Source organism: Streptosporangium roseum DSM 43021, assembly GCF_000024865.1.
Lineage (GTDB): Bacteria > Actinomycetota > Actinomycetes > Streptosporangiales > Streptosporangiaceae > Streptosporangium > Streptosporangium roseum.
Window position 1 is genome coordinate 4,577,925 of sequence record NC_013595.1, and the last position, 23,185, is coordinate 4,601,109.

Here is a 23,185-nt window from a genome sequence, read left to right on the forward strand (position 1 = left end):
GGGCGGCGGGGGCGGGGGCGGCGCGCCGGCGACGAAGGGCCGCGCGGAGCCCGGGTCCTCGACCGGCGTCCGGCGCCGGATCTCGCGCGGCGTCTCGCGTCCGCGGTCACCGAGCACGGGACGCCTCCCGGAGGTGCCTGTCCGTCAGGCGCGGTCCTGCTTGTTCCGCCCATCCGAACATTTCCATCGTAACGCGGCACAAAGCGCCTGATATGTCACTTTTAGTCGGAATAGCGGCAGGGAGGCACGGGGGTGCCGGCGCCATGCGGTCATTGGCACGGGGGCGCCGGCACCGTGCGGCCACCGGCACGCCCGCGTCCCCCGGCACCGTGCGGCCACCGGCACGCCCGCGTCCCCCGGCCCCTGCGTTCCCGCGCCCCCTTGCCGGTGCCCGGCCGGTCACAGGCCCCGGATGAGTGAGCGCCCCCTCGTGTCGTCGGCATCGGGATGGACCGCCACGTTGCCGCCGGAGAGGATCGCCACCACCGGCCCGGCCGGCAGCGTGTCCCGGTGGGCGAGGTAGGCCGCGGTGGTCACCGCGCCGCTGGGCTCGGCGCGTTCCCCCAGCTCCTGCCAGAGGAGGTCGGCGGCGGCCCCGATGCCGTCCTCGCTCACGGTCACCATGTCGTCCACGTACCGGTGGATGTGCTCCCAGGCCAGGGCGCCCAGGACCGGGGCGCGCAGGCCGTCGGCCCGGGTGCGGTAGGTCTGCTGCACCGGCCACGCGGTGCGCCGGCCGGAGCGGAAGCTGGCCACGCCGTCGGCGGCCAGCTCGGGCTCGACGCCGATCACCCTGATCGCCGGGTCGACGGCCCTGGCCGCGACCGCGACCCCGGCCAGCAGGCCGCCGTTGCAGACCGGCACCAGGATCGTGCCCGCGCGGGACAGGTCCCTGCCGATCTCGGTCCCGGCGCTGCCGTGCCCGGCGATGACGTCGAGATCGTCGGAGCGGACCACCGTGGCCGCGAGCCGGTCGGCCAGGGCCAGGCAGGTGACCTCCCGCAGGGCCGGTGGCACGATCACCACCTCGGCGCCGAGCCTGCGGGCGGCCGCCACCTTCAGCTCCGGCGCGGTGTCGGGCAGGACCACGGTCACCCGCAGGCCGTGCTTTCCCGCGGCGTACGCGATGGCCTGGGCGTGGTTGCCGGAGGACTGGGCGATGACGTGCTGGACGCCCCGCTCGGCCAGCCGTCCCACGGCGTTGACCGCGCCCCGCACCTTGAAGGAGCCGGTGGGCTGCCGGTTCTCGGGTTTGACCCAGAGCCGTTCGCCGGGCAGGTGCAGCAGCGGGGTGCGCCGTACGAACGGCGCGATGCGGGCCGAGGCGGCGATCACGTCGGCCACCGTCACCAGGCTCATCCGCTCAGCACCTTGGCCTGGATGGCGTCCAGGTCGGCCTCGGCCTCGGGCGGCGGCGCGGCGTCGGGGACCAGGTCCTCCAGGTGGTGGAGCGGGCGGTAACGCAACCCGATCACCCCCCAGACCACCAGGAACACGCCGCTGACCAGCAGCACCGCCGCCGCGCCCCGGCCGGGGCCGGAGGTGTACGACTGGGCCCAGTCGGCCAGCGGTCCGGCGGCCAGGAAGCCCAGCGGCTGCATGGCCGTGGCCAGCATGACGTTGACGGCCAGAACCCGGCCCTGCAGCTCCGGCCCCACCTTCACCTGGATGATGGACAGCCAGTGCGCGTTGCCGATGCTCATGCAGGCCAGCCGGAGGAACAGGCCGGCCGCGACCAGCCACAGCGCCGGCCACACGCCCATCAGCACCACGCCGATCCCGGACCCGATCACGAAGCCGACCATGCCGGTGGCCCGGCGCCGGGTCCCGCCCCACACCAGCACCACCGCGGTGCCCACGGCCGCGCCCAGGCCGCCGACCGCGGTCACCGCGCCCAGGGCGGCCGAGGACCCGAGAGCCAGCACGACCGGGGTGATCAGTACCCACATCAGCGCGGTGCAGAAGTTGACCACCGCGAAGTAGACGGCCATCACCAGCAGCGGCCGGCGCCGGCGCAGGAACAGCCAGCCGCCGGTCAGCGCCGCCCGGAACGTCTCCTCCTGCCGGTGGAACAGCCGGTCGGGGAACCGGACCGCCAGCAGGGTCGCCACTCCCACCCCGAACGAGGCCACGTCGATGGCCACCACCGCGGACAGCCCGAACATGCCGATCAGCGCGCCGCCCGCGAGCGGGGCCACCACGTTGCCTATCCCGAAACCCAGGTTGGCCACGGCGTTGGCCTGCGGCAGGTACGGCTTGGGCACCAGCTGCGCGATCGCGGCCAGATAAGCGGGCTGCTGGAACGCGGTGGCCAGTGAGGTGACACCGACGATGAGACAGACGTTCCACAACGCCAGCCGGTCGGTGACCAGCAGCAGGACCAGCGCCGCCATGGCCAGCCCGGAGACCGCGTCGCTGACCAGCATGATCCGGCGCCGGTCCACCCGGTCGGCCAGCGCCCCGCCCAGCGGGGTGAGCAGCACGGCCGGGATCTGGGACAGCATCACGATCAGGGCCAGGTCCAGGATCCGGCCGCTGTCCTGGTAGGCCCAGACGCCGAGGGCGAACGAGCTCAGCGCCGTGCCCACCACCGAGACGAACTGCCCGCCCGCGACCGTGTAGAAGGGGCGCAGGCCGGTCCGGTCGGGCGGGCGCACCGGATCGGGCAGCCGACCGGCCGCCCAGCTCCGCAGGTGCTCGATGACCAGGGCGGCCAGTGGCTCGGCCTGGTGCCGCAGGAAGTAGTGGCCGGCATGGGGGAGTACGGCCAGCTCCACCCTGGGCGCGAAGGCCGTCCACTCGGCGTACCGCTCCTGGTGCAGCTCGGTGGCCCGGTCCCGTTCCCCCACCACGCACAGGATCGGGGCGCGCAGCGGCGGCCCCCCACCGGTCAGCTCGCGGCTGAACCACTCCTGCGCCTGGTCGGCGTCGTGGCGCATCGCCCGCACCGCGACCTGTTTGGCGGCCTCGTCCATGTCGTCCAGCAGCCCGCCCGTGGCACGCAGCGCGTCCTGGAACATCCGGTCGGAGACCCAGCGGTCACTGCGGAAGATCCGCCGGGCCAGGCCGGGCAGCTGGGCGGTGGGGAAGCTGCCGGCCGCGATCACGCCCAGCACGGGGATCCCGTCCGCCTCCAGCCTGCGGGCCAGGGCCACCGCGGGCGCGGAGCCCACGCAGTGACCGTAGATCGCGATCGGGCCGGACGCGGTCGTGGCCACCTCCGCGGACAGGGCCTCCACCAGCTCCTCCAGCGGCAGCGGCAGCTCGTCGGGCCGGGCCGGATCGTGGCCGGGCAACTCCGCCGAGAGCACCTCCACCCGCTCGCCCAGCGCCCAGGCCAGCGGCTGGTACACCGCCGCCGACCCGCCGCCGTACGGCAGGCACACCAGGGTGAACTCGCTGGTGCGGCCACCGCCCAGGCGGTGCAGCAGCCCGCCGCCGTCCCGGCGGTCCAGGAACGCGGCCAGCTCGGCGACCGTGGGCCGGGTGAACAGGTCGATCACCCGCAGGCCGCAGCCGATCTCCTTGACCGCGCGCACCGCGGCGAAGGAGTCCCCGCCCAGGGCGAAGAAGTCGTCGTGCGCCCCGACCCTCGCCACGCCGAGCACCTGGGCCCATGCGCGGGCGACCAGCTCCTCGCCGGCCGTGGACGGCGGCACGAACTCGGCGGTCTCCGGCCGCGGTTCGGGCAGGGCGGCCCGGTCCACCTTCCCGTTTGGGTTGAGCGGGATCCGGTCGAGTACGACGAACTGGGCCGGGACCATGTAGTCGGGCAGCCGCTCCCGCAGCGCGGACCGGATCGCCGAGGTGTCCACAGTGGACGGCGTCACCCAGGCGGCGAGCTGCCGGGCCTTGCCCTCACCCACCGGCAGCACCACGGCGTCGGCGATCTGCGGCAGGGCGCGCAGCGCGGTGGTGACCTCGCCCAGCTCCACCCGGTAGCCGCGCACCTTGACCTGGTCGTCCACCCGGCCGCGGAACTCCACCCGCCCGTCGGCCGTGACCCGCAGCAGGTCGCCGCTGCGGTAGCAGCGCCCCTGCCCGGTCAGCGGATCGGGCACGAACCGCTCCGCGGTCAGCTCGGGCAGGCCGATGTAGCCGCGGGTGACCCCCGGGCCGCCGACCACCAGCTCGCCCGGCACCCCGGCCGGCACCGGCCGCCTGCTCGCGTCCACCAGGTGCCCGTACACCCCCGGAAGGGGCCGGCCCAGCGGCACGATCCCGGTCCGGTGCTCGGCCGCGATCTCCTCGGTGTCGCAGACCAGGCAGATCATCGTGGACTCGGTGTGCCCGTAGTGGCTCTGGATCCGCAGGCCCGGCCGCGCTGCCCTGGCCCGCTCCACCAGGTCCCACGGGCACGCCTCCCCGGCCAGGATCAGCAGCCTGTCCGGCAGCACCGCGGCCAGGTCTCCGCCGGAGGCCAGCAGCTCCAGGTGGCTGGGCACGCACTTGACCACGTCGACGTGGTGCGCGCTCAGGTAACCGGCGAACGCCGCGGGATCCATCGCGGTCTCCCGAGGCACCAGGTGCACCGTGCCGCCCGTGGTCAGGGCGCCGAACACGCACGTCAGCCCGAAGTCGGCGGCCGGTGTGGACACCACCGCGTACGACCCGCCGGGCACGCCGATCCGCGGCAGCATGCCGTTCAGGTAGCTCATCACGCCGCGGTGCTCGGCGGCCACGGCTTTGGGCGTTCCGGTGGACCCGGAGGTGAAGATCACGTGATGCAGGTGTTCGGGCCGGACGTCGACCTCCGGCCGGGTCCGCGGCAGGGACGGGAGCCGGTCCAGCGCCAGCACCCAGCGGTCCGGCCCGATCAGGCCGGCGAACTCGGCCGTGGTGACCACGGCCCGCACCCCGGCGGCGTCGAGCATGGTGGCGATCCTCGCAGCCGGATAGGCCGGATCCATGGGCAGGTAGCCGCCGCCTGACTTCTGGATCCCGAACAGGGCGCAGGCCAGGTCGGCACCCGGCTCCAGGAGTACGCCGACCGGCTCGTCGGCGCCCACCCCGGCGGCCAGCAGCCAGTGGGCGATCCGGTTGGCGGCCGTCTCCAGCTCGGCGTAGGTCAGGCCGCGGTCCGCGCCCACCACGGCCGGCGCGTCGGGGGTGGTGTCCACCCAGCGCTCGATCAGCCGGTGCACCGGGGTGTCCGCCACGGCCGGCAGCGGCTCGCCGGCGAGGATCGGGCCGGTGACCGGCTCCAGCGGCTGCGCGCCCACAGGCGCTTCCAGGTCGGACAGCATCCCGTCCAGCAGCGCCAGGTACCACCGGGTGAACCGGGCCGCGGTGGCGCCGTCGAACAGGTCGGTACGGTAGCCGAGCCCGCCGCGCAGAGGCCGGCCGGGCCCGCTGTCGATCACATGCCAGTTCAGGTCGAACTTCGCCGTCTGCTCGGGCAGGTGGATCTCGGCCGCCTCCAGGCCGGGCAGCTCCGGCCGGCCCGTGTCGGGGAAGTAGTTCAGCATCACCTGGAACAGCGGCGTCGCCGCCAGGTTCCGCTCGGGCCGCAGCCGGTCCACCACCCGGTCGAACGGCGCGCTCGCGTGGGCGAAGGCGCCCAGCGCGGTCTCCCGGACTCGGGCCAGCAGTTCGTGGCCGGTCGGTTCGCCGCCCACGTCGGTCCGGACCACCACCGTGTTGAGGAAGCAGCCGATCACGCCCTCGGAGTCGGGGTGGTCCCGGCCGGCGACCGGCACGCCGACCGCGATGTCGGTGCCGGCCGACAGCCGCGCCAGCAGGGCCTGCAGGCCGGCCAGCAGCACGATGAACGGCGTCGCCCGGTAGGCGGTGGCCACCGCCCGGACCCGCTCGCTCAGCTCCGCCGGCAGCTCCAGGTCCACCGAGGCGCCGCCCGGGTCGGCCACGGCGGGGCGAGGCCGGTCGGTGGGCAGGTCCAGCACCGGCGGCAGGCCGCGCAACTGCTCGGCCCACCAGTCCAGGTCGGCCAGGTCGGGGACCGGGGCCACCTCGGCGTACTGGGCCGGCGGCGGCTCCGGCGTCGGGCGCAGGCCGATCCGGGCGGCGTACAGCGCGGACAGCTCGGACAGCAGCAGCCCACGGGTCCAGGCGTCGGTGGCGATGTGGTGGAAGGTGAGCGAGAGCACGTGCTCCCGGTCGCCGACCGCGAACAGCACCGCCCTCATCGGCGGCTCCCGGTCCAGCGCGAACGGTGTGGCCAGCTGCGCGGCCACCGCGTCCTCGACCCGTGACCGGTCGATGTCCGCCGTGGACACCGGCACCTCTCCGGCCGGCCGTACCACCAGAACCGGCTCGGCGCCGGAATCGTCGATCACGCTGCGCAGCACGTGGTGCCGCTCGGCCAGGTCGCGTACCGCGTCCAGCAGCGCCTCCACCTGAAGCGGGCCGTGCAGCCGCAGCGCCACCGGCACGTTGTAGGCCGTGCTCTCCGGCTCCAGCTGCGCCAGGAACCACAGCCTGGCCTGCACCCCGGACAGCGCGGCCGGCCCGTCCGCCCGCTCCCGCCGCGCCCTGACCACCTGAACCGGGCGGGGCAGGGCGGCGGCCAGGTCGGCGAGCACCGGATGCTCGAACAGCAGCCGCACCGGAACCGGCGCGCCCAGCCGCTCCCGCAGCCGGCCGACCGCCCGGGTCGCGGCGAAGGAGTGCCCGCCCAGGGCGAAGAAGTCGTCGTCCGCCCACACTTGTGGCAGGTCCAGCACCTCTGCCCAGACCTCGGCGACCAGGTGCTCCTGCGGCGTGCCCAGCGGCACCCGCACCGCCGAACCGGCCTCGGGAACCGGCAGCGCCGCCCGGTCCACCTTGCCGTTCGGGGTGAGCGGCAACGCCTCCAGCGCGGCGATCGCGGGCGGCACCATGTAGTCGGGCAGCCGCTCCCGCAGCGTGGCCCGCACCTGTGCCGTGTCCACTGTGGAGGGGGTCACCCAGGCGGCCAGGCGGCGCTGCGCCCCGGCGCCGACCGGCTGCACGAAGGCCTCCGCCACCTGCGGAAGGGCCCGCAGCGCCGCGGCGACCTCACCGAGCTCCACCCGGAATCCGCGTACCTTCACCTGGTCGTCGATCCGGCCCAGGAACTCCACCAGCCCGGCCGGGTTCACCCGCACCCGGTCGCCGGTGCGGTACCAGCCGTCCACGAACCGCTGCGCGGTCAGGTCGGGCCGGCCCAGATAGCCGCGGGCCAGGCTGGGGCCGCCGATCCACAACTCTCCCGGCACGCCGGCCGGCAGCGGCCGCCCGGCGGAGTCCACCACCCGGCACTCCACATCGGCCAGCGGCCGGCCCAGCGGGGCCACACCGGGCGCCACCTCGGCCGCGTCGCAGGCCAGCACCGACACCGTGGTCTCGGTGGGCCCGTAGTGGATCTGCACCGCCAGGGCCGGCCGCGCCGCCCTCACCCGCTCCACCAGGTCCGACGGCACGGCCTCACCGGCCAGGATCAGCAGTTTCCGGGGCAGGGCGTCCACGCCCAGCAGCTCCAGCTGGCTGGGCACCATCTTGATCACGTCCACCGGATGCGCGGCCATGTAGGCGGCGTACGCGACCGGGTCGGTGGCCGTCTCGTGGTCGATCAGGTGCAGGGTGGCTCCCGAGGTCAGCGCGCACAGCACGTTGGTCAGCCCCAGGTCGGCCGCGGCGGTGGACACCAGCGCGAAGGAGGTCACCCCGGCGGGGATCCGTTCGGCCACCGCGCCCAGGTAGTGGGTGATCTGCCGGTGCTCGACCGCGACCCCCTTGGGCTCCCCCGTGGAACCGGAGGTGTAGATCACGTACGCCAGGTGGTCGGGCCGCACGGCCACGTCCGGGCGGTGCCCGGGGCCGTCCGCGGCGGCGGCGATCTCGGACTCGGTGAGCACGATCCGGGCGCCGGCGTCGGCCAGGATGGCCTCGGTCCGTCGCGCCGGGTAGACCGGATCCAGCGGCAGGTAGGCCGCGCCGGCCTTGAGCACCCCCAGCAGGGCGACCACCAGTTCCGGCCGCCGCTCCAGCAGCACCCCGACCGGCTCCTGCGGCCCTACCCCGCGGGCCAGCAGCCAGTGCGCCACCTGGTTGGCCCGCCGGTCCAGCTCCGCGTAGCTGAGCGAGGCGACCGCGGTCACGTCGGGGCCGGCGTCGGCCATCCGCTCGACCAGCGCGTGCAATGGCACGTCCGTCGGCAGGTCCCCGGCCGGGCCGCGCAGGTCGGCGCCGGCGGGCAGCCGGACCGGTGCGTCCGGATCGGTGAGCATCCCCTCCAGCAGCGCCAGATACCACTCCACCAGCCGCCGGACGGTGGACTCCTCGAACAGGTCGGCCCGGTAGCGCAGCTCGCCGGCGAACCGGTCCCCTTCGTCGCCGAGCGTCAGGTTCAGGTCGAACTTGGCCGTCGGCACGGGCAGCGGTTCGGCGCGGACCTCCACCCCGGCCAGGCTGACCGGCGCGGCGGCGTCGTAGACGTTCAGCATCACCTGAAACAGCGGGGTGACCGACAGGTTCCGCTCCGGTTGCAGCCGCTCCACGATCCGCTCGAACGGTGTACGGGCGTGGGTGAACGCGTCCAGCGCGGCCGTACGGGCCCTGGACAGCAGTTCGGCGCCGGTGGGGTCGCCGGAGGTGTCGGTGCGCACCGCCAGGGTGTTGATGAAGCAGCCCACCACCCGCTCGGCGTCCAGATGGTGCCGGCCGGCGTGCGGCACCCCGACGGCGATGTCGTCGCTGCCGGACAGGCGGGACAGCAGCGCCTGCAGGCCGGCCAGGAACACCATGAACGGCGTCATGCCCGCCACCGCGCGCACCTTGGAGGACAGGGACTCCGGCACCTCGAACCCGACCGCGGCCCCCCGCCAGGTGGGGACGGCCGGGCGGGGCCCGGCGATGGGCAGGTCCAGCACCGGCGGCAGGCCGGCCAGGCGCTGCGTCCACCAGTCCAGGTCGACCTCGGGCTGCTCGGCCTCCCAGGCGGCCACGTCGGCGTACTGCAGGGCCGGGGGCTCCGGCTGCGGCGCCAGGCCGAGCCGGGCGGCGTACAGGGCCGAGAGGTCCCGCAGCAGCAGCTGTTCCGACCAGGCGTCGGTGGCGATGTGGTGCAGGGTCAGCGCGAGCACGTACTCGTCCTCGCCGAGCCGGAACACCGCGGCCCGCATGGGCGGCTCGGCGTCCAGCCGGAACGGGCGCCAGGCATGCTCGGCCAGCTCCCGCTCCAGCGCCGCGGGGTCCACATCCACCACGGAGACGGGCACGCCGTCCGCCGGCCGTACCCTCGCCCCGTCGATGACGCCGCGCAGGATCCAGTGCCGGTCGGCCAGCTCGGACACCGCGGCGGTAAGGGCCGCGACGTCCACCGGCCCGCTCAGCCGCAGCGCCCGCGGCACGTTGTAGGCGGGGGTGTCCTGCTCCAGCTGGGCCAGGAACCACAGCCGTTCCTGGGCCGGTGACAACGGCATGTCCAGTGTGGACAGTGCCGGAATGACCGCGGCGCCGGGGGTTTCGGCCGCGACCCGGGCGGCGGCGAACCGGGACCGGACCATCTCGGCGATCCGGTCCTGACGAACCTCGGTCATGCGTCGTTCCCATCCATCAGTTTGGCGATCAACAGCTCTTCCAGTCCGGCCGCGAAGTCGGCGAGTACCGGTCGCTCGAACAGCAACCGCACCGGCACGGCCAGATCCAACGTCTCCCGCAGCCGGCCGACCACGCGGGTCGCGGCGAAGGAATGGCCGCCCAGGGCGAAGAAGTCGTCATCGGCCCAGACGGCGGAGCGTTCCAGTACGGCGGCCCAGACGGTGGCCACCAGGCGTTCGGGATCGGTGGCGGGCGCCACCCGTCCGGCCTTCGGGTCGTCGACCGGCTCGGGCAGGGCTTCCCGATCCACCTTGCCGCTGGACAGGGTGGGCAGGGTGGGCAGCGCGACCCACCGCCGGGGCACCATGTGGCCGGGCAGCCGCGACCGGACGTGCCGCTCGACCGCGGCCAGGTCGGCCGTCTCCGGCGTCACGTAGCCGATCAGGTGTGCCTGCGCGCCCGAGCCGGACACGGTCACCGCCCCGTAGGCCACCTCGTTCAGCACCGTCTCGATCTCGCCCAGCTCGATCCGGTAGCCGCGCACCTTCACCTGGTGGTCCCGGCGGCCGTGGAACTCCAGCGTCCCGTCCGGCCGCCACCGCACCAGGTCCCCGGTCCGGTAACACCGGCCGCCGGGGACGAACGGGTCGTCGACGAACGCGGTCGCGGTCAGGTCGGGTCGGCCCCGGTAGCCCCTGGCCACACCGGCGCCGCCCAGCAGAAGCTCGCCCACCGCGCCCGGCGGCGCCAGCCGCAGCTCGGAGTCGACCACGTAGGCCCGCTCCCCGGGCATCGGCAGCCCGATCGGCACCGCTCCCGCCCCGTGCGCGTCGAGCCGGTGCTGGATCGAGGCGACAGTGGCCTCGGTGGGGCCGTAGGTGTTCCACAGCTCGCGGACCCGGGGCAGGATCTGCCCGGCCAGGGCCGAATCAAGGGTCTCCCCGCCGCTGATGGCCAGCAGTGCCGGGTCACCGGCCCAGTCCGCGGCCAGCAGCATCCGGTACGTGGTCGGGACCAGGTCGACCACGGTGGCCTTGCTGGTCGCGATCCGCTCGGCCAGCGCGTGCCCGTCCACGGCCGTGGCGCGGTCCACCACCACGCAGGTGCCGCCGACGCTCAGCAGGCTCCACAGCTCGGACGCGGAGGTGTCGAAGGTCAGGGGCGCCACGACCGGCTGGACGTCCCGGGGGCCCAGGCGCAGCTCGGACACCAGGCCGGCCACATAGGCGGCCAGGTTGCCGTGGGTGACCTCCACGCCCTTGGGCGTCCCGGTGGAGCCGGAGGTGTGGAGCACGTAGGCCAGATCCCCGGCCCGCACCTCCGGCAGCTCCGCCGGCTCGCTGTGGACAGCGGCCAGGTCGTCGGCGTCCAGCGTGGTGACGCCGGGAACGGCGGCCGCACCGCCCCTGGTGAGCACCACGCGCACCCCGGCGTCCTCGGCCAGCCGGCGCAGCCGCTCGGCCGGGTGCTCCGGATCCAGCGGCAGGTACGCCGCACCGGCCCGCCACACCGCCAGCAGGGCCGCCGGCATCAGGTGGTCTCGGGGCAGGCAGACCCCGACCACCTCGCCCGGCGCCACCCCGTGTTCCAGCAGCGCCGCCGCCACCCGGCCGGACCAGTCGTTCAGCTCGGCGTAGCCGAGCGAGGTGCCGTCCGGGCCGATCACGGCCGTCCCGGCGGTGCGGACCGCCAGCGCCCGCGGCACCGTCTCCGCGATCTCCGGCAGCTCCGGCCCGGCCGCGGCGGCCAGCAGGGCGGCGCGCTCGTCCGGGGTGACCAGCTCGAACGCCGACAGCGGCCGGTCCGGGTCGGTCAGCGCGCACCGCAGCAGCCACACCAGCCGGTCCAGGTACGCCTCGGCCCGCACCGGATCGAGGTGGGCGGTGCCGTACTCCAGCTGCAGCTCGGTGCCGGACACGGTCCGGTTGACGAGCACGCTGAGCTCGTGGACCGAGGAGCCCGAGCCCAGCTCGGTGAGCAGCTCCAGGTCGCCCAGGCACACCGGAACCTCGGCGTGCTGCATGGCCAGCAGCACCGGGGCGCGGGGCAGGTCGGCGGCCGGGATCTCCTGGTGGACCAGTGCCCGCGTGGTCGCGGCGGCGGCCTGCCGGACCAGGTTCCGGAAGGTCAGCGCGCCGGTCGGCCGCAGCCGTACCGGCACCGTGTCCACCAGCGGGCCGATGACCTCGGTCAGCTCCGGCCGGGCCCGCCGCGCCGCGACCACCCCGACCAGCGTGTCCGGCTCGCCGCCGGCCAGGGCCAGAGCGGCCAGGTACACCGCGAACGGGGTGGCGCCGCACTCGCGGGCCAGCGCGTTCACACCCGTCACGAACTCCTCGGGCAGCGGCCGGATCACCCTGTCCGCCGTCAGGTCCGCGGGCGCCGGGTCCGCCACCGGCGCGCCGGCCAGCTCGGCCCGCCAGAACTCGCGCAGCCGCGGCAGGTCCGGCTGTTCCCGCTGCTGCACGGCCACATCGCCGACCTGGACCGCCGGCCCGACGACAGGATCGCCGGCCAGCTCGGCGGCCAGCTCGTCCATCAGCACCCCGACCGAGCCGCCGTCGAAGGCGATGTGGTCCACCACGACCACCAGCTCGGCCTCCGCGTCGCCCACCCAGCACAGGCCGGCCCGTAGCAGCGGCACCTCGCTCGTCAGGTCGAACACGTGCGCCGCCGCGGCCCTGGCCACCTTCTCCGGGTCCTCTCCCACGGCGTGCTCGACCAGGGGTACGGCGGCCGGCGGGTGCACCACGGCGTACGGCACGCCGTCCTCGTCGACGGAGACCGTGCTGCGCAGCACCTCGTGCCGGCGTACGACCGCGTCCAGGGCCGACCTCAGCGGCGCGGCTCCGCGCAGGTCGCGCACGCGCAGCCGGATCCCCAGCGTGGTGACCGGGCTGCGCGGGTGGAGCTGGCTCAGGGTCCAGAACTGGCGCTGCGCGTCGGTGAGCGGATGCCGGGTCCGGCCGCTCCGCCGCACCGGCGCCGGTCCGGCCTGGCGCAGCCGGATGGCCAGGCCGGCCGCGGTGGGGGAGGTCAGGAAGGCCGCCAGGGGCACGGTGTGCCCCAGCCGGCGGGACAGCTCGGTGACCACTCTGGCCGCGGCCAGCGAATGGCCGCCCAGGTCGCTGAAACGATCGTGTACGCCGACCTGCGGCAGGCCCAGCACGCCGGCGATCACCTCGGCCACCAGGCGTTCGTCGTCGGTGCGGGGCGCGACCGGTGCCGCACCGGCGGACCGGAAGGCGCCGAGCCTGGGCAGGGCCGCACGGTCCACCTTGCCGTTGGGGGCGAGCGGAAGCTCCTCGGCCACCCCGATCCGGGTCGGCACCAGGTGATCGGGCAGCCGGGCGCACAGCCAGTCCCGCAGCTCCGGCTCGCTCACCTCGGAGGCCGCCACGTGACCGGCCAGGTAGGCGATCCCGTCGTCGTCGGTGGCGGCCAGCACGGTGGCCCGGCGTACCGCGGGGTGGCGGGCCAGCGCGGCCTCCACCTCGCCCAGCTCCACCCGGTAGCCGCGGATCTTGACCTGGTCGTCGGCCCGGCCGGCGAAGCGCAGCTCGCCGTCCACCCAGCGGACCAGATCCCCGCTGCGGTAGACCCGGCCGCCGTCCGGATCGGTGCGGAACGCGGGCGCCTCACGTCCCAGGTAGCCGCGGGTCACCCCGGGCCCGCCGATCCACAACTCGCCCGTCTCTCCGTCCGGGACGGGGTCTCCGGCCGCGTCCCGCACCGAGAACACCGCGCCGGCGATCGGTCCGCCCAGGGGCGGCTCACCCTCGTAGTCCCGGCCCACCTCGACGCCGGCGCAGGCGGTGGTGCACTCGGTCGGGCCGTACAGGTTCAGCACCCGGCGCACCCCGGGGTTGGCGTAGATCCGCCGCAGCAGGGCGCCGGTCAGCGGCTCGCCGCCGGAGAACACCGCGCGCACCCCGCTCGGCAGCGGCTCACGCAGCAGCACCGACAGCGCGGAGGGGACCCCGTAGACCGTGGTCACCTCCTCCCGGGCCGGCAGGCTCGGCAGCGCCAGCAGGTTGTCGGCCATGATCACCGTCCCGCCGGCGATCAACGGCGAGAAGAGCTGGCTGATCGACGCGTCGAAGCAGACCGAGGAGCCGGCCAGCATGCCGCTCAGTTCCTCGGCGGTGTACGCCGACGCCTCCCAGCGCAGCAGGTTCAGGGTGTTGTGGTGCTCCACCACCACGCCCTTGGGCGTCCCGGTGGAGCCGGAGGTGTAGATGACGTACGCCGCGTCGCCGGGGTCCCCGGCCACGGGGGGCGCCCCCTCGCCCGGCACCACGTCGTCGACGAGGACGGCCTCGGCCCCGGTCAGGACGGCGGTCCGGCGCAGCGCGGCCGAGGTGAGCACCGCGGTCACGGCGGCGTCCTCGGCCATGAACCGCAGCCGCTCGGCCGGGTACGCGGGGTCCAGCGGCACGTAGGCCGCCCCCGCCTTCCACACCCCCACCAGCGCGGGAACCAGCCACTCGTCGCGCTCCAGGCAGACTCCGACCAGATGGCCGCGTCCGACGCCCCGTCCGGCCAGGGCACGTGCGATGTCGTTGGCCCTGCGGTCCAATTCGGCGTAGCTGAGTCGCCTGGTGCCCGCCACGACGGCGGTGCGTCCGGGGGTGCGCCGGCTCTGGGCCTCTATCGCTTCGTGGACGCAACCCGGTGCGTCGAACCTCCCGGCCGCCGCTGCGGGAAGGCGGCCCGCCAGATCGCCACGCGTCACATCAACGGTCACTTCGTCCTCTTTCCCAGCCAAGATCACGTCTGATGACGGGAAGTTGTGCAGATCGCCTAATTGATCAACTTCTACGATCAAGAGACTGGGCCACGCACCTTGCAGCCGCCTTGGAAGCGAGTTGCACATGCGCTCGCGGACGGGACCCGCCGCTGACACGGGACGCGGATGATCAGTGACCGGGCGGGACTACCCGGGTGCCGTCGCGGTGTCAGTACACGTCGCGGACATAGCGCTTGTCCGCGGCGAGCTTCCTGACGTAGGCGTCGGCGCCGTCCTCGGTCAGGCCGCCGTGGACGGTGGCGATCTCGCGCAGGGTGCGGTCGACGTCCCTGGCCATCCGGCCGGCGTCTCCGCAGACGTAGAAATGGGCCCCGTCCTGGAGCCAGGACCAGAGCCGGGCGCCGTGCTCGCGCATCCGGTCCTGGACGTAGACCTTGGCGCGCTGGTCGCGGGAGAAGGCGAGGTCCAGCCGGCTCAAGGTGCCCTCCCGCTGGAATCCGGCGAGTTCGTCCCGGTAGTAGAAGTCGGTGGCGCGGTGCTGCTCGCCGAAGAACAGCCAGTTGCGCCCGCGATCACCGCGGGCGCGGCGCTCGTCGAGGAAGCCGAGGAAGGGGGCGACGCCCGTTCCGGGGCCGACCATCACCATCGGTGCGGAGGGGTCGGCCGGGGGCCGGAAGTGGGGTGAGCGCTGGACGAAGACCGGCACGGGGCTGCCGGCCGCCGCGTCGGCCAGGTGGGCCGAGCACACGCCGTTGCGCCGCCCGCCGTGCTGGTTGCCGAACCTGACCACCGACACCGTCAGACGGATCTCGCGAGGACTCGTGAGCGGGCTGGAGGAGATGGAGTAGAGGCGGGGCTGCAGGCGCTTGAGGACGCCGGCCCACTCCTGCGCGCCGACGCGGACGGGGAACTCGGCGATGACGTCGATGGCCTGCCGGTCCCAGATCCACTGCGCCAGTTCGTTCTTGTTGTCCGGGCGCAGGAGTTTCCTGAGATGGCGGTCCCGGGTGCGGTCGGCGACGAACCGGAGCAGATCTGGAGTGATCTTGGTGATGTCCCGGTGGCGGTGGAGGGCCTCGCCGAGCGGCACCGGGCCGTCGGCGACGGTGACGGTGTCGGCGGGGTCCAGGCCGGTGACGGCCAGCCACTCCGCGACGAGGTCGGGGCGGTTCACCGGCCAGACGCCCAGCGCGTCACCGGCCTCGTACGGCAGGGCGTCGCCGGTGTCGAACACGAACTGCCGCACCTCCTTGGCCGCTCCGGGCAGGCTGAGGAGACGGTTGCCCGACAGCCGCGCGGTGAACGGCGCGTTCTTGCCGTGGCGGGCCGGGGCCGGGCTCGCCGTGCCGCTCCGGTCCGCCGCGGTCGCGGCGGGAGCCGGGCCGGTGGGGCCGGAGCCGGTGGCGGCGCCCGCCGGGGACGGGGACGGGGCCAGCGCCCCGAGCACCTCGTCGAGCCAGCGCCGGGCGGGTCGCTCGTCGTCCGGTTCGCAGTCCACGCGCGGGAGCAGGCGCACGGCGCCGAGCTCTCCGAGGCGCCGGTCGAGACGGCGCCCGTGCCCGCAGAAGTCGTCGTAGCTGGAGTCGCCGAAGGCCAGGACCGAGTAGCGCATGCCGTCCAGGCGCGGTGCTTCGGGCGCGGCGAGCGACTCCCAGAAACCGGTGCCGTTGTCGGGGGCCTCGCCGTCGCCGAAGGTGCTGGTGATGACCAGCAGGTCCGCGCCGCGGGGGAGGGTGGCCGGCGTGCACTCGTCCATGCTGAGGACGGACGGGGTCCGTTCGCTCTCGGACAGGTGGCGGACGGCGGCGCCGGCGAAGTCCTCCGCGTTGCCCGTCTGGGAGGCCCACAGGACGACCAGCTCACGTCCTTCGCGGGCGGCGGCCGGCTGCGCCCGAGGTGGACCGGCGGAGGGTCCGGCCCGGCCCGCCGGAGTCCGGGAGAACATCCCCGCCAGCGTGCCGTTGATCCACAGCGCGTGGCCTGGATCGAAGGGTGCGAGATCTGGCAGAACCGGTACGGCGCCGCCGTCAGGCGGGGGTGCCGCGTCGAGCCCGGACAGGAAACCGGCCAGGTAGCGGCGCTCGTGGGCGGAGAGCACGGGTGGGGAGACGTCCGCGAGTCCCAGCAGCCGGGCCAGCTCCGTCACGGCGCCGCTTTCCGGCGCGGCGGCGGCCGGCGGCGGATCGGCCGCGGTGGCGGAGGCCGTGGCCGCGCCGTCGCCTGTGCCGCCGGGCGCCGCCGGGACCCGGGTGAGGGAGACCGCGCAGGCCTTGAACTCGGGCTGGAAGGAGATGGGGTCGACCGCGTCGTTGGTCACGGCGTTGACGCTGAGGTACTCGCCGAACAGGTCGTTCCAGTGGAAGGGCGCGAAGCAGCCGCCGGGCCGCACCCGGTCCGTCACGACGGCCGGGAGCACCGCCCGGCCGCGCCGGGAGGCGACCTCCACCGAGTCGCCCTCGCCGACGCCGAGGGTGGCCGCGTCCTGCGGGTGGATCTCCACGAAGGGCCCGGGGTTGAGCTTGTTGAGCTTGGCGACCTTGCCGGTCTTGGTCATGGTGTGCCACTGGTGCTGAAGCCGGCCGGTGTTCAGGACGTAGGGGAAGTCGTCGTCGGGCAGCTCGGACGCCGGCAGGTGCGGGCGGGGGAAGAACACCGCGCGACCGCCGGGGCCCGGGAAGGACAGCCGCGGCCGGGTGCCGCCGGGGCCCTCGAAGAGTTCCTGGCTGACGCCGTCGTTGAGGTAGCGGATCGGGTTGCGCTCGCCGCCGCCGGCGGACGCGCTGGGCCACTGCACCGGCGTGGCGCGCAACCGGTCGTAGCTCACGCCCCGCAGGTCGTAGCCGGTCTTCGGGTTCCAGGCCCGCTTGATCTCCTCGAAGATCTCTTCGGCGCAGCTGTAGCCGAAGGCGTCGGCGAAGCCCATCTCGCAGGCGACCCGCGCGATGATCTGCCAGTCGGGCAGCGCCTGGCCGGGCGGGTCCACGGCCGGTCGCAGCAGGGTCAGGGTGCGTTCGGAATTGATCATCACCCCTTCGCCCTCGGCCCACAGCGCGGCCGGGAGTATCACGTCGGCGTAGGAGTTGGTCTCGGTCTCGGCGAAGGCGTCCTGGGTGACGACGAACTCGGCGGCCTCCAGCCCCTGGATGACGCTCCTGCGGTTGGCGACCGAGGCGACGGGGTTGGTGCAGATGATCCAGCACGCCTTGATCTCGCCGTCGGCCATGCGGGAGAACATCTCGACGGTGCCCTCGCCGGCGTCGGTGCGGAGCGTGCCCGGCGCGATCCCCCACAGGTCCTCGACGAAACGGCGGTCCTCCTCCACCAGCACCGAGCGCTGCCCGGGCAGGCCCGGACCCATGTAGCCCATCTCGCGCCCGCCCATGGCGTTGGGCTGGCCGGTGAGGGAGAACGGGCCGCTGCCCGGGCGGCAGATCGCGCCGGTGGCCAGGTGCAGGTTGCACAGCGCGTTGGTGTTCCAGGTGCCGTGCGTGCTCTGGTTCAGGCCCATCGTCCAGCAGCTCATCCACTCGCCGGCCTCGCCGATCAGCCGGGCGGCGCGGCGGATGTCCGCCTCCGCGAGGCCGGTGACCTCGGCGACCTTCGCGGGCGGGTAGTCCCGCAGGAACGGCGGCATCACCTCCCAGCCCTCGGTGAACTCCGCGATGAAGCCCTCGTCGACGTGCCCGTTCTCGACCAGCAGGTGCAGCAGCCCGTTGAGCAGGGCCAGGTCCGTGCCCGGCCTGATCTGCAGGTGGAGGTCGGCCTTGGCGGCGGTGGCGGTACGCCGGGGGTCGACCACGATGAGCGTGGCACCCGCCTTGACCCGCTCCATGAGCCGCAGGAACAGGACCGGGTGGCAGTCGGCCATATTGGCGCCGATGACGAGGAAGACGTCCGCGTGCTCGAAGTCCTCATACGAACCGGGCGGGCCGTCCGAACCCAGCGACAGTTTGTATCCGCTGCCCGCGCTGGCCATGCACAGCCGGGAGTTGGACTCGATCCGGCTGGTCCGCACGAACCCCTTGGCCAGCTTGTTGGCCAGGTACTGCGCCTCCAGCGTCATCTGGCCCGAGACGTAGAAGGCCAGCGCGTCCGGACCGTGCTCGTCCAGGACGCCGCGCAGCCGCCGCGCGGTCTCCGTGATCGCGGCGTCCATGCCGGCGGGCACGGGTCCGGCGCCGCGATCCGCCCTCACCAGGGCGGTCGTCAGCCGACCGGGGGCGGCGAGCATGTCGGCGCTGGTCGCGCCCTTGGTGCACAGACGGCCGGAATTGGCGGGGTGGGACCTGTCGCCGGAGGCCCTGACGACCCTGCGCCGCCCGGCGGCGTCCTGCGCGACCTCAAGCACCATTCCGCAGCCGACACCGCAGTAGGAGCAGACCGTCTTCACGGCCGAGGTGGTGATCTGCGGGTCGGTTGCCGTCACCTGAGTCCTTTCCTGGCCGCCGCCCCCGCCGGCGGCGGGGGCGTCACGCACGGCACCATAAGAAGGCCCTGTTACGCGGCTGTCACAACCACCGATCCCGCGCGGTTACATCTGCCCCACAAGCGCAGCATCACGTTCACGGCGGATGCCGCGCGTCGCGCCGGAGACCTCACGTTGAGTTGACGCATCAACTCAACGCCTCCTACTATCGAGGTGACACATCAACTCGACTTTCGGGTGGCTTGCATGACCAAGATCGGCATCATCATCGGCAGTACCCGCCCCGGCCGTACGGCCGAGCCCGTCGCCCGCTGGGTCCTCGGGCTCGCCGAGAAGCGGGACGACGCCCGGTTCGAGCTGGTCGACATCGCCGACTACGACCTGCCGCACCTGGACGAGGAGGTCCTGCCGGCGATGGGCCAGTACGCACGGCCGCACACGCTGGCCTGGGCTCGGAAGATCGATGAGTTCGACGGGTATGTCATCGTCACCCCCGAGTACAACCACTCCACCTCCGGCGCGCTCAAGAACGCCCTGGACTTCCTCTACAGGGAGTGGAACAACAAGGCGGTCGGCTTCGTCTCCTACGGCGGGTCCGGCGGCGTGCGGGCGGTCGAGCACCTGCGGCTGGTCGCGGGCGAGCTCCAGCTCGCCGATGTTCGCGCCCAGGTCGAGCTGAGCCTGTTCACCGACTTCGAGAACTTCTCGGTGCTCGCTCCCGCCGCCCGCCAGGAGGACGTCCTCGCCAGGATGCTCGACCAGCTCGTCGCCTGGAGCGCCGCGCTCAAGGTCGTGCGGGCGGCCTGAATCGATCGAGCGGCGGGCGCGCGACAGGCGCCGTCCGCGGGGCGCCGGCGCGCGTGAGGATCGGCGTCGAACGGCCCGCGTTCCCGCCGGATTCCCGCGCGGGAACGCGCGGGCCGCCCGGGCGGCCCGCGCCCGGTGCGACCTGCCGCCCTGGACGCCGAGCTTCCCTTCCCGCTCAGCGAGCTGCTCGCGGCGCTGTCCGAGGCGCTGCGGCGGCGTCCCTTCCGGCAACGTATCGCCGACGCCGCGCTGACACTCGGCGACGAGTCCCTCATGCCGTTCCGTGAGGCGCGGGCCGGCCGGGCCGACTGAGCGGTTCTCGCCCAGGCCCCGTGCCGGCGACACCCCGGTGCGCGAGGGGCGGCCGGGCGACGCGAGGGGCGGCCGGGCGAGAGGTGGCCAGGGCGGAGAGGTGGCCAGGGCGGAGAGGTGGCCAGGGCGGAGGGGCGGCCGGGGCTGAGGGGCGGAGAGGCGGGAACGCGGCCGTGGCTATCATGGCGTTGAAGATCACTTTTGGGGGAGGCCATCGTGGCGGACGACACCGACCTGCGGCACCTGCGCCGCTGCGTGGAACTGGCGACCGAGGCCCTGGAGGTGGGCGACGAGCCGTTCGGCTCCGTGCTCGTCGCCGCGGACGGGACCGTCCTCGCCGAGGACCACAACCGCGTGGCCTCCGGCGACCGGACCCGCCACCCGGAGTTCGAGCTGGCGCGCTGGGCGGCGGCGAACATGACCCCAGGGGACCGGGCGGCGGCGACCGTCTACACCTCCGGGGAACACTGCCCGATGTGCGCCGCCGCCCACGGCTGGGTCGGGCTGGGCCGCATCGTGTATGCGAGCTCTTCGGAACAGCTTTCATCCTGGCTCGCCGAGCTGGGGGTTCCCGCACCTCCGGTACGGACCCTGCCGATCCGGGAGGTCGTCCCCGGCCTCGTGGTGGAGGGGCCCGTTCCCGGCCTCGCCGAGCAGGTCCGCGACCTGCACCGCCGATTCCACGGCTCGCCCTGAGAGGCGGGCGCCGTGTCGACCTCGCCTGCCGCATCGGCCGCGGCCTGGACCCGCTGGAGCGGACGCTCCCACGTCCCGTCCGCCGACCAGAGCCGGTGCCGTTCATGGACGGTCTTCCACGGACCGAGCCGTTCGGGCAGGTCATGCCTCTGAGCACTGGTCCGCACCCGGTGCGGAATCCCGTCGATCGCCTGCCGGTGATCACGCCACCTGCCGCAACGCCCGTTACCGGCCGGCAGGAGGGGCCGCAGGCGTTCCCACCCGGCATCCGCCAGATCTCCCCGCCCCATGTCCGCAACAACGACCAGGGCACCGGCTAGTCACATGATCGGCCGGACAGGTCCGCCCTCCCGCACCCACGGCCGCAGCTTTTCCGGATTGCGGACCGCCCAGATCCGGGTGACGCGGCCGTCGGCGACATCGAACGAGGCTACGGTCGTGACGGCGCCGGCATGCCGGGCCACCAGGCCCGGCACACCGCTGACCGACCGCTCCAGGAGTTCGAGCCCCGGAGCCTTGTCGGCGATGGCGACCATGTACTGGGCGATGCGCGCACCGCCTTCGATCGGGCGTAGGACGGTACCGACCATGCCGCCGCCGTCGGCGGTCATCACGGCGGCCGGGTCGAGGAGGTCGACGAGGGCCGCGATGTCCTTGGTCTCCCATGCCTCTTTGACATGCCGCACCGTGTCGGCCTGCCCGGCCGCCGTCACCGGAGCCTGTGCGACGCGCACCCGCCGACGGCCGGACGCCGCGAGCTGCTTGCAGGCCGCAGGGGTCCGGCCGAGGATGTCGGCGATCTCGGCGAAGGGGTATCGGAAGACGTCGTGCAGGACGAACGCCACCCGCTCGGCGGGTGTCATCGACTCCAGGACGACGAGGAAGGCCATGGTCACCGATTCGTCCAGGACCATCTGGTCGGCGGGGTCGGTGCCATGGCTGTGGTCCCACTCGGCGTGGTCGGGCAGCGGGTCGGGCAACCACGCGCCGACATAGCGTTCACGCCGGGCCCGCGCCGAGCCGAGCACGTCCAGGCAGATGCGGCTGGTCACCGTCGTCAGCCAGGCGCCGGGGGACACGATCTCGTCCTGCCGGCTTCGTGGCAGCGCGTACCAGCGCGCGTAGGCCTCCTGTACGGCGTCCTCGGACTCGGCCAGTGAACCGAGCAACCGGTAGGCGACATTGATCAGCTGGCGTCGCTCACCGGCCATCTCATCGATGCTCGTGCCGGCCGTCCCCATGCTCCCGACCGCCTCCTCGCCTTACCTTTCGCGGGCCCGCGTCGTCGGGCTGGTGAGACCTTATCGATTTACCGCCCCCGGGCGGAAAGGGGACCGTGGCATGGCTACCCAGGCGACGGCACAGCGCCGCTTCTCGTTTCTGCAGATCGCGATCACCCTGCAGACCTTGACCATCTTCCTTCAAGCGGTCTCCGCCGGACTGCTGCTGACCACGTCCTACGGAGAGACGCTGCACAGCGCCGGAGCCCGCGTGATGTACGGGGCGTCGATACTGTATGTGCTCGCGGCGGTGCTGGCGTGGAAGCCGGGCGGCGGCTCGCCCCGGCCCGTCTGGCACGCGTCCGGCTTCCTTGTCCTCGCCTCGGTCCAGGTCGTGCTCGGCATCGCGCACATACCGTCGGTTCATCTCCCCCTGGGCGTCCTGATGTTCGGACTGAGCGTGCTGGCGCTGGCGCGGCGCTGAAGTCCGATGCGGGGGCATGCAGGGATCGGCTGGGGCCTGCCTGGCCGATCAGGCCGCGTCAGGGGCCCCGCTCGCCTTCTGTGCTGGTGAGCGGGGACCGGCGCGTCGGGATGCGTGCGGAGGAGGGCATGCGAGCTTGTGGAACTCACAGCCCAACGCGTCCGCGGCCGCGAGGTCGAAGTGGAACACCTGCACGCCCACCTAATGATCACTTGCGCAGTCCTGACGAGAGTCGCCGACCAGGCTCTCGCCTGTCTCGGTCCCCGAACCGCTCACCTCACCCCGAGGCGGCCCGCAACAGCCGGAGCTGTCCAATCTCAGTGACGTTCTTCATCAGCTCGGAATTCACCCAGGCGACCAAGTGGGCGACGGTGTGCTCGGAGTCCTTTGGCCACGGGAAGGGGGGCGCCGGGGCATCCAGGTCGGCGTCCGTAAGGCGATCCAGCATCGCCAACCAGTCTTCACGGAGGCTGCGCAACCACTCGACGGCACTCGTTCCATCACCCGGCCAGGTGATCTCGGTCCTGTCCCGAGGCTTGTGTCCCTGAGCGTGATCGATGGTCACGCTCCACCACCAACCGATATGCCAGCTCACCCAGCCGATGGTGGGAACCGGGACGGGATCAGGCTCGGTCTCCGCCCAGTCGGGCACCCATGTTCCCGTGGCGTCAGGGCGCACAGTCCAGCAAAGAGCGGCGGGTTCCCACAGGAAGTCCGCGGGTTGCAGTCGTTCCAGGTGGTAATCGAACAGCGACCAGGTGAAGTCGAACTGCCAGCGCAGCAGCTCGCATCGGGATACATGCATTAGCTGATCATGACGGGCCGTCACTCCGCTTGGAAAGCCATTATCCGGGTGATGGGCCGGAGCGCCATCCGACGGCCTGCTCCACCCGTTCGCTGCCGACCGCACCGGGACGACCTGAAGCACCACGCATCGCGATCACTTCCTTGATCCGGAAAAGGGCATGCGG

Annotated in this window: 10 protein-coding genes and 1 pseudogene; 4 read left to right on the top strand and 7 right to left on the bottom strand. The window is 73.5% G+C overall.

The features are described 5' to 3' along the window. Positions 1–399 precede the first annotated feature (399 nt). The 4 genes from SROS_RS20000 to SROS_RS20015 form a co-directional block, all read right to left on the bottom strand. Positions 400–1,359 (bottom strand): threonine ammonia-lyase, encoded by a 960-nt coding sequence (locus tag SROS_RS20000; protein WP_012890767.1) that lies wholly within the window; start codon positions 1,357–1,359, stop codon positions 400–402. After that, positions 1,356–9,518, bottom strand: coding sequence for a non-ribosomal peptide synthetase/MFS transporter (locus tag SROS_RS20005; protein ID WP_012890768.1), 8,163 nt, complete (start codon positions 9,516–9,518; stop codon positions 1,356–1,358). Before SROS_RS20005 ends, SROS_RS20000 begins: the two co-directional genes overlap by 4 nt. Further along, positions 9,515–14,266: a non-ribosomal peptide synthetase gene (locus tag SROS_RS20010; protein WP_012890769.1), complete on the bottom strand. Its 4,752-nt coding sequence runs from the start codon at positions 14,264–14,266 to the stop codon at positions 9,515–9,517. Before SROS_RS20010 ends, SROS_RS20005 begins: the two co-directional genes overlap by 4 nt. A 211-nt stretch (positions 14,267–14,477) precedes the next feature. Further along, positions 14,478–18,695: a bifunctional nitrate reductase/sulfite reductase flavoprotein subunit alpha gene (locus tag SROS_RS20015; protein ID WP_012890770.1), complete on the bottom strand. Its 4,218-nt coding sequence runs from the start codon at positions 18,693–18,695 to the stop codon at positions 14,478–14,480. Positions 18,696–18,941: 246 nt separating this feature from the next. Here SROS_RS20015 and SROS_RS20020 point away from each other — a divergent pair, with 246 nt between their 5' ends. From SROS_RS20020 to SROS_RS20025, 3 genes are all read left to right on the top strand, one after another. Continuing rightward, entirely contained in the window at positions 18,942–19,502 is a 561-nt protein-coding gene (locus SROS_RS20020; RefSeq protein ID WP_012890771.1) for an NADPH-dependent FMN reductase, read from the top strand. 135 nt (positions 19,503–19,637) lie between these two features. Then, on the top strand, positions 19,638–19,814 hold the full coding sequence (locus tag SROS_RS51020; RefSeq protein ID WP_169369198.1) for a hypothetical protein: 177 nt from the start codon (positions 19,638–19,640) through the stop codon (positions 19,812–19,814). A gap of 216 nt (positions 19,815–20,030) precedes the next feature. Continuing rightward, entirely contained in the window at positions 20,031–20,510 is a 480-nt protein-coding gene (locus SROS_RS20025) for a nucleoside deaminase (RefSeq protein WP_012890772.1), read from the top strand. A gap of 14 nt (positions 20,511–20,524) precedes the next feature. On the opposite strand, the pseudogene SROS_RS49685 reads toward SROS_RS20025, so the two are convergent. Continuing rightward, a pseudogene (locus SROS_RS49685) lies at positions 20,525–20,800 on the bottom strand (transposase); the annotation flags it as partial. Positions 20,801–20,830: 30 nt separating this feature from the next. Further along, positions 20,831–21,721 (bottom strand): RNA polymerase sigma factor SigJ, encoded by an 891-nt coding sequence (gene sigJ / locus SROS_RS20030; RefSeq protein WP_245564679.1) that lies wholly within the window; start codon positions 21,719–21,721, stop codon positions 20,831–20,833. 130 nt (positions 21,722–21,851) lie between these two features. On the opposite strand from sigJ, the gene SROS_RS20035 reads away from it, so the two are divergent. Continuing rightward, positions 21,852–22,214 (top strand): hypothetical protein, encoded by a 363-nt coding sequence (locus SROS_RS20035; protein ID WP_012890774.1) that lies wholly within the window; start codon positions 21,852–21,854, stop codon positions 22,212–22,214. A gap of 277 nt (positions 22,215–22,491) precedes the next feature. Here the strand turns inward: SROS_RS20035 and SROS_RS20040 are convergent, their stop codons facing one another. Continuing rightward, positions 22,492–23,019, bottom strand: a complete 528-nt coding sequence (locus SROS_RS20040) for a DinB family protein (protein WP_012890775.1) — start codon at positions 23,017–23,019, stop codon at positions 22,492–22,494. Between the last annotated feature and the right edge of the window lie 166 nt (positions 23,020–23,185).

Coding starts and splice junctions, on each gene's coding strand:
- SROS_RS20000 (WP_012890767.1), bottom strand. CDS start 1,359: ATGAGCCTGGTGACGGTGGCCGACGTGATCGCCGCCTCGGCCCGCATC.
- SROS_RS20005 (WP_012890768.1), bottom strand. CDS start 9,518: ATGACCGAGGTTCGTCAGGACCGGATCGCCGAGATGGTCCGGTCCCGG.
- SROS_RS20020 (WP_012890771.1), top strand. CDS start 18,942: ATGACCAAGATCGGCATCATCATCGGCAGTACCCGCCCCGGCCGTACG.
- sigJ (WP_245564679.1), bottom strand. CDS start 21,721: ATGGCCGGTGAGCGACGCCAGCTGATCAATGTCGCCTACCGGTTGCTC.
- SROS_RS20035 (WP_012890774.1), top strand. CDS start 21,852: ATGGCTACCCAGGCGACGGCACAGCGCCGCTTCTCGTTTCTGCAGATC.
- SROS_RS20040 (WP_012890775.1), bottom strand. CDS start 23,019: ATGCATGTATCCCGATGCGAGCTGCTGCGCTGGCAGTTCGACTTCACC.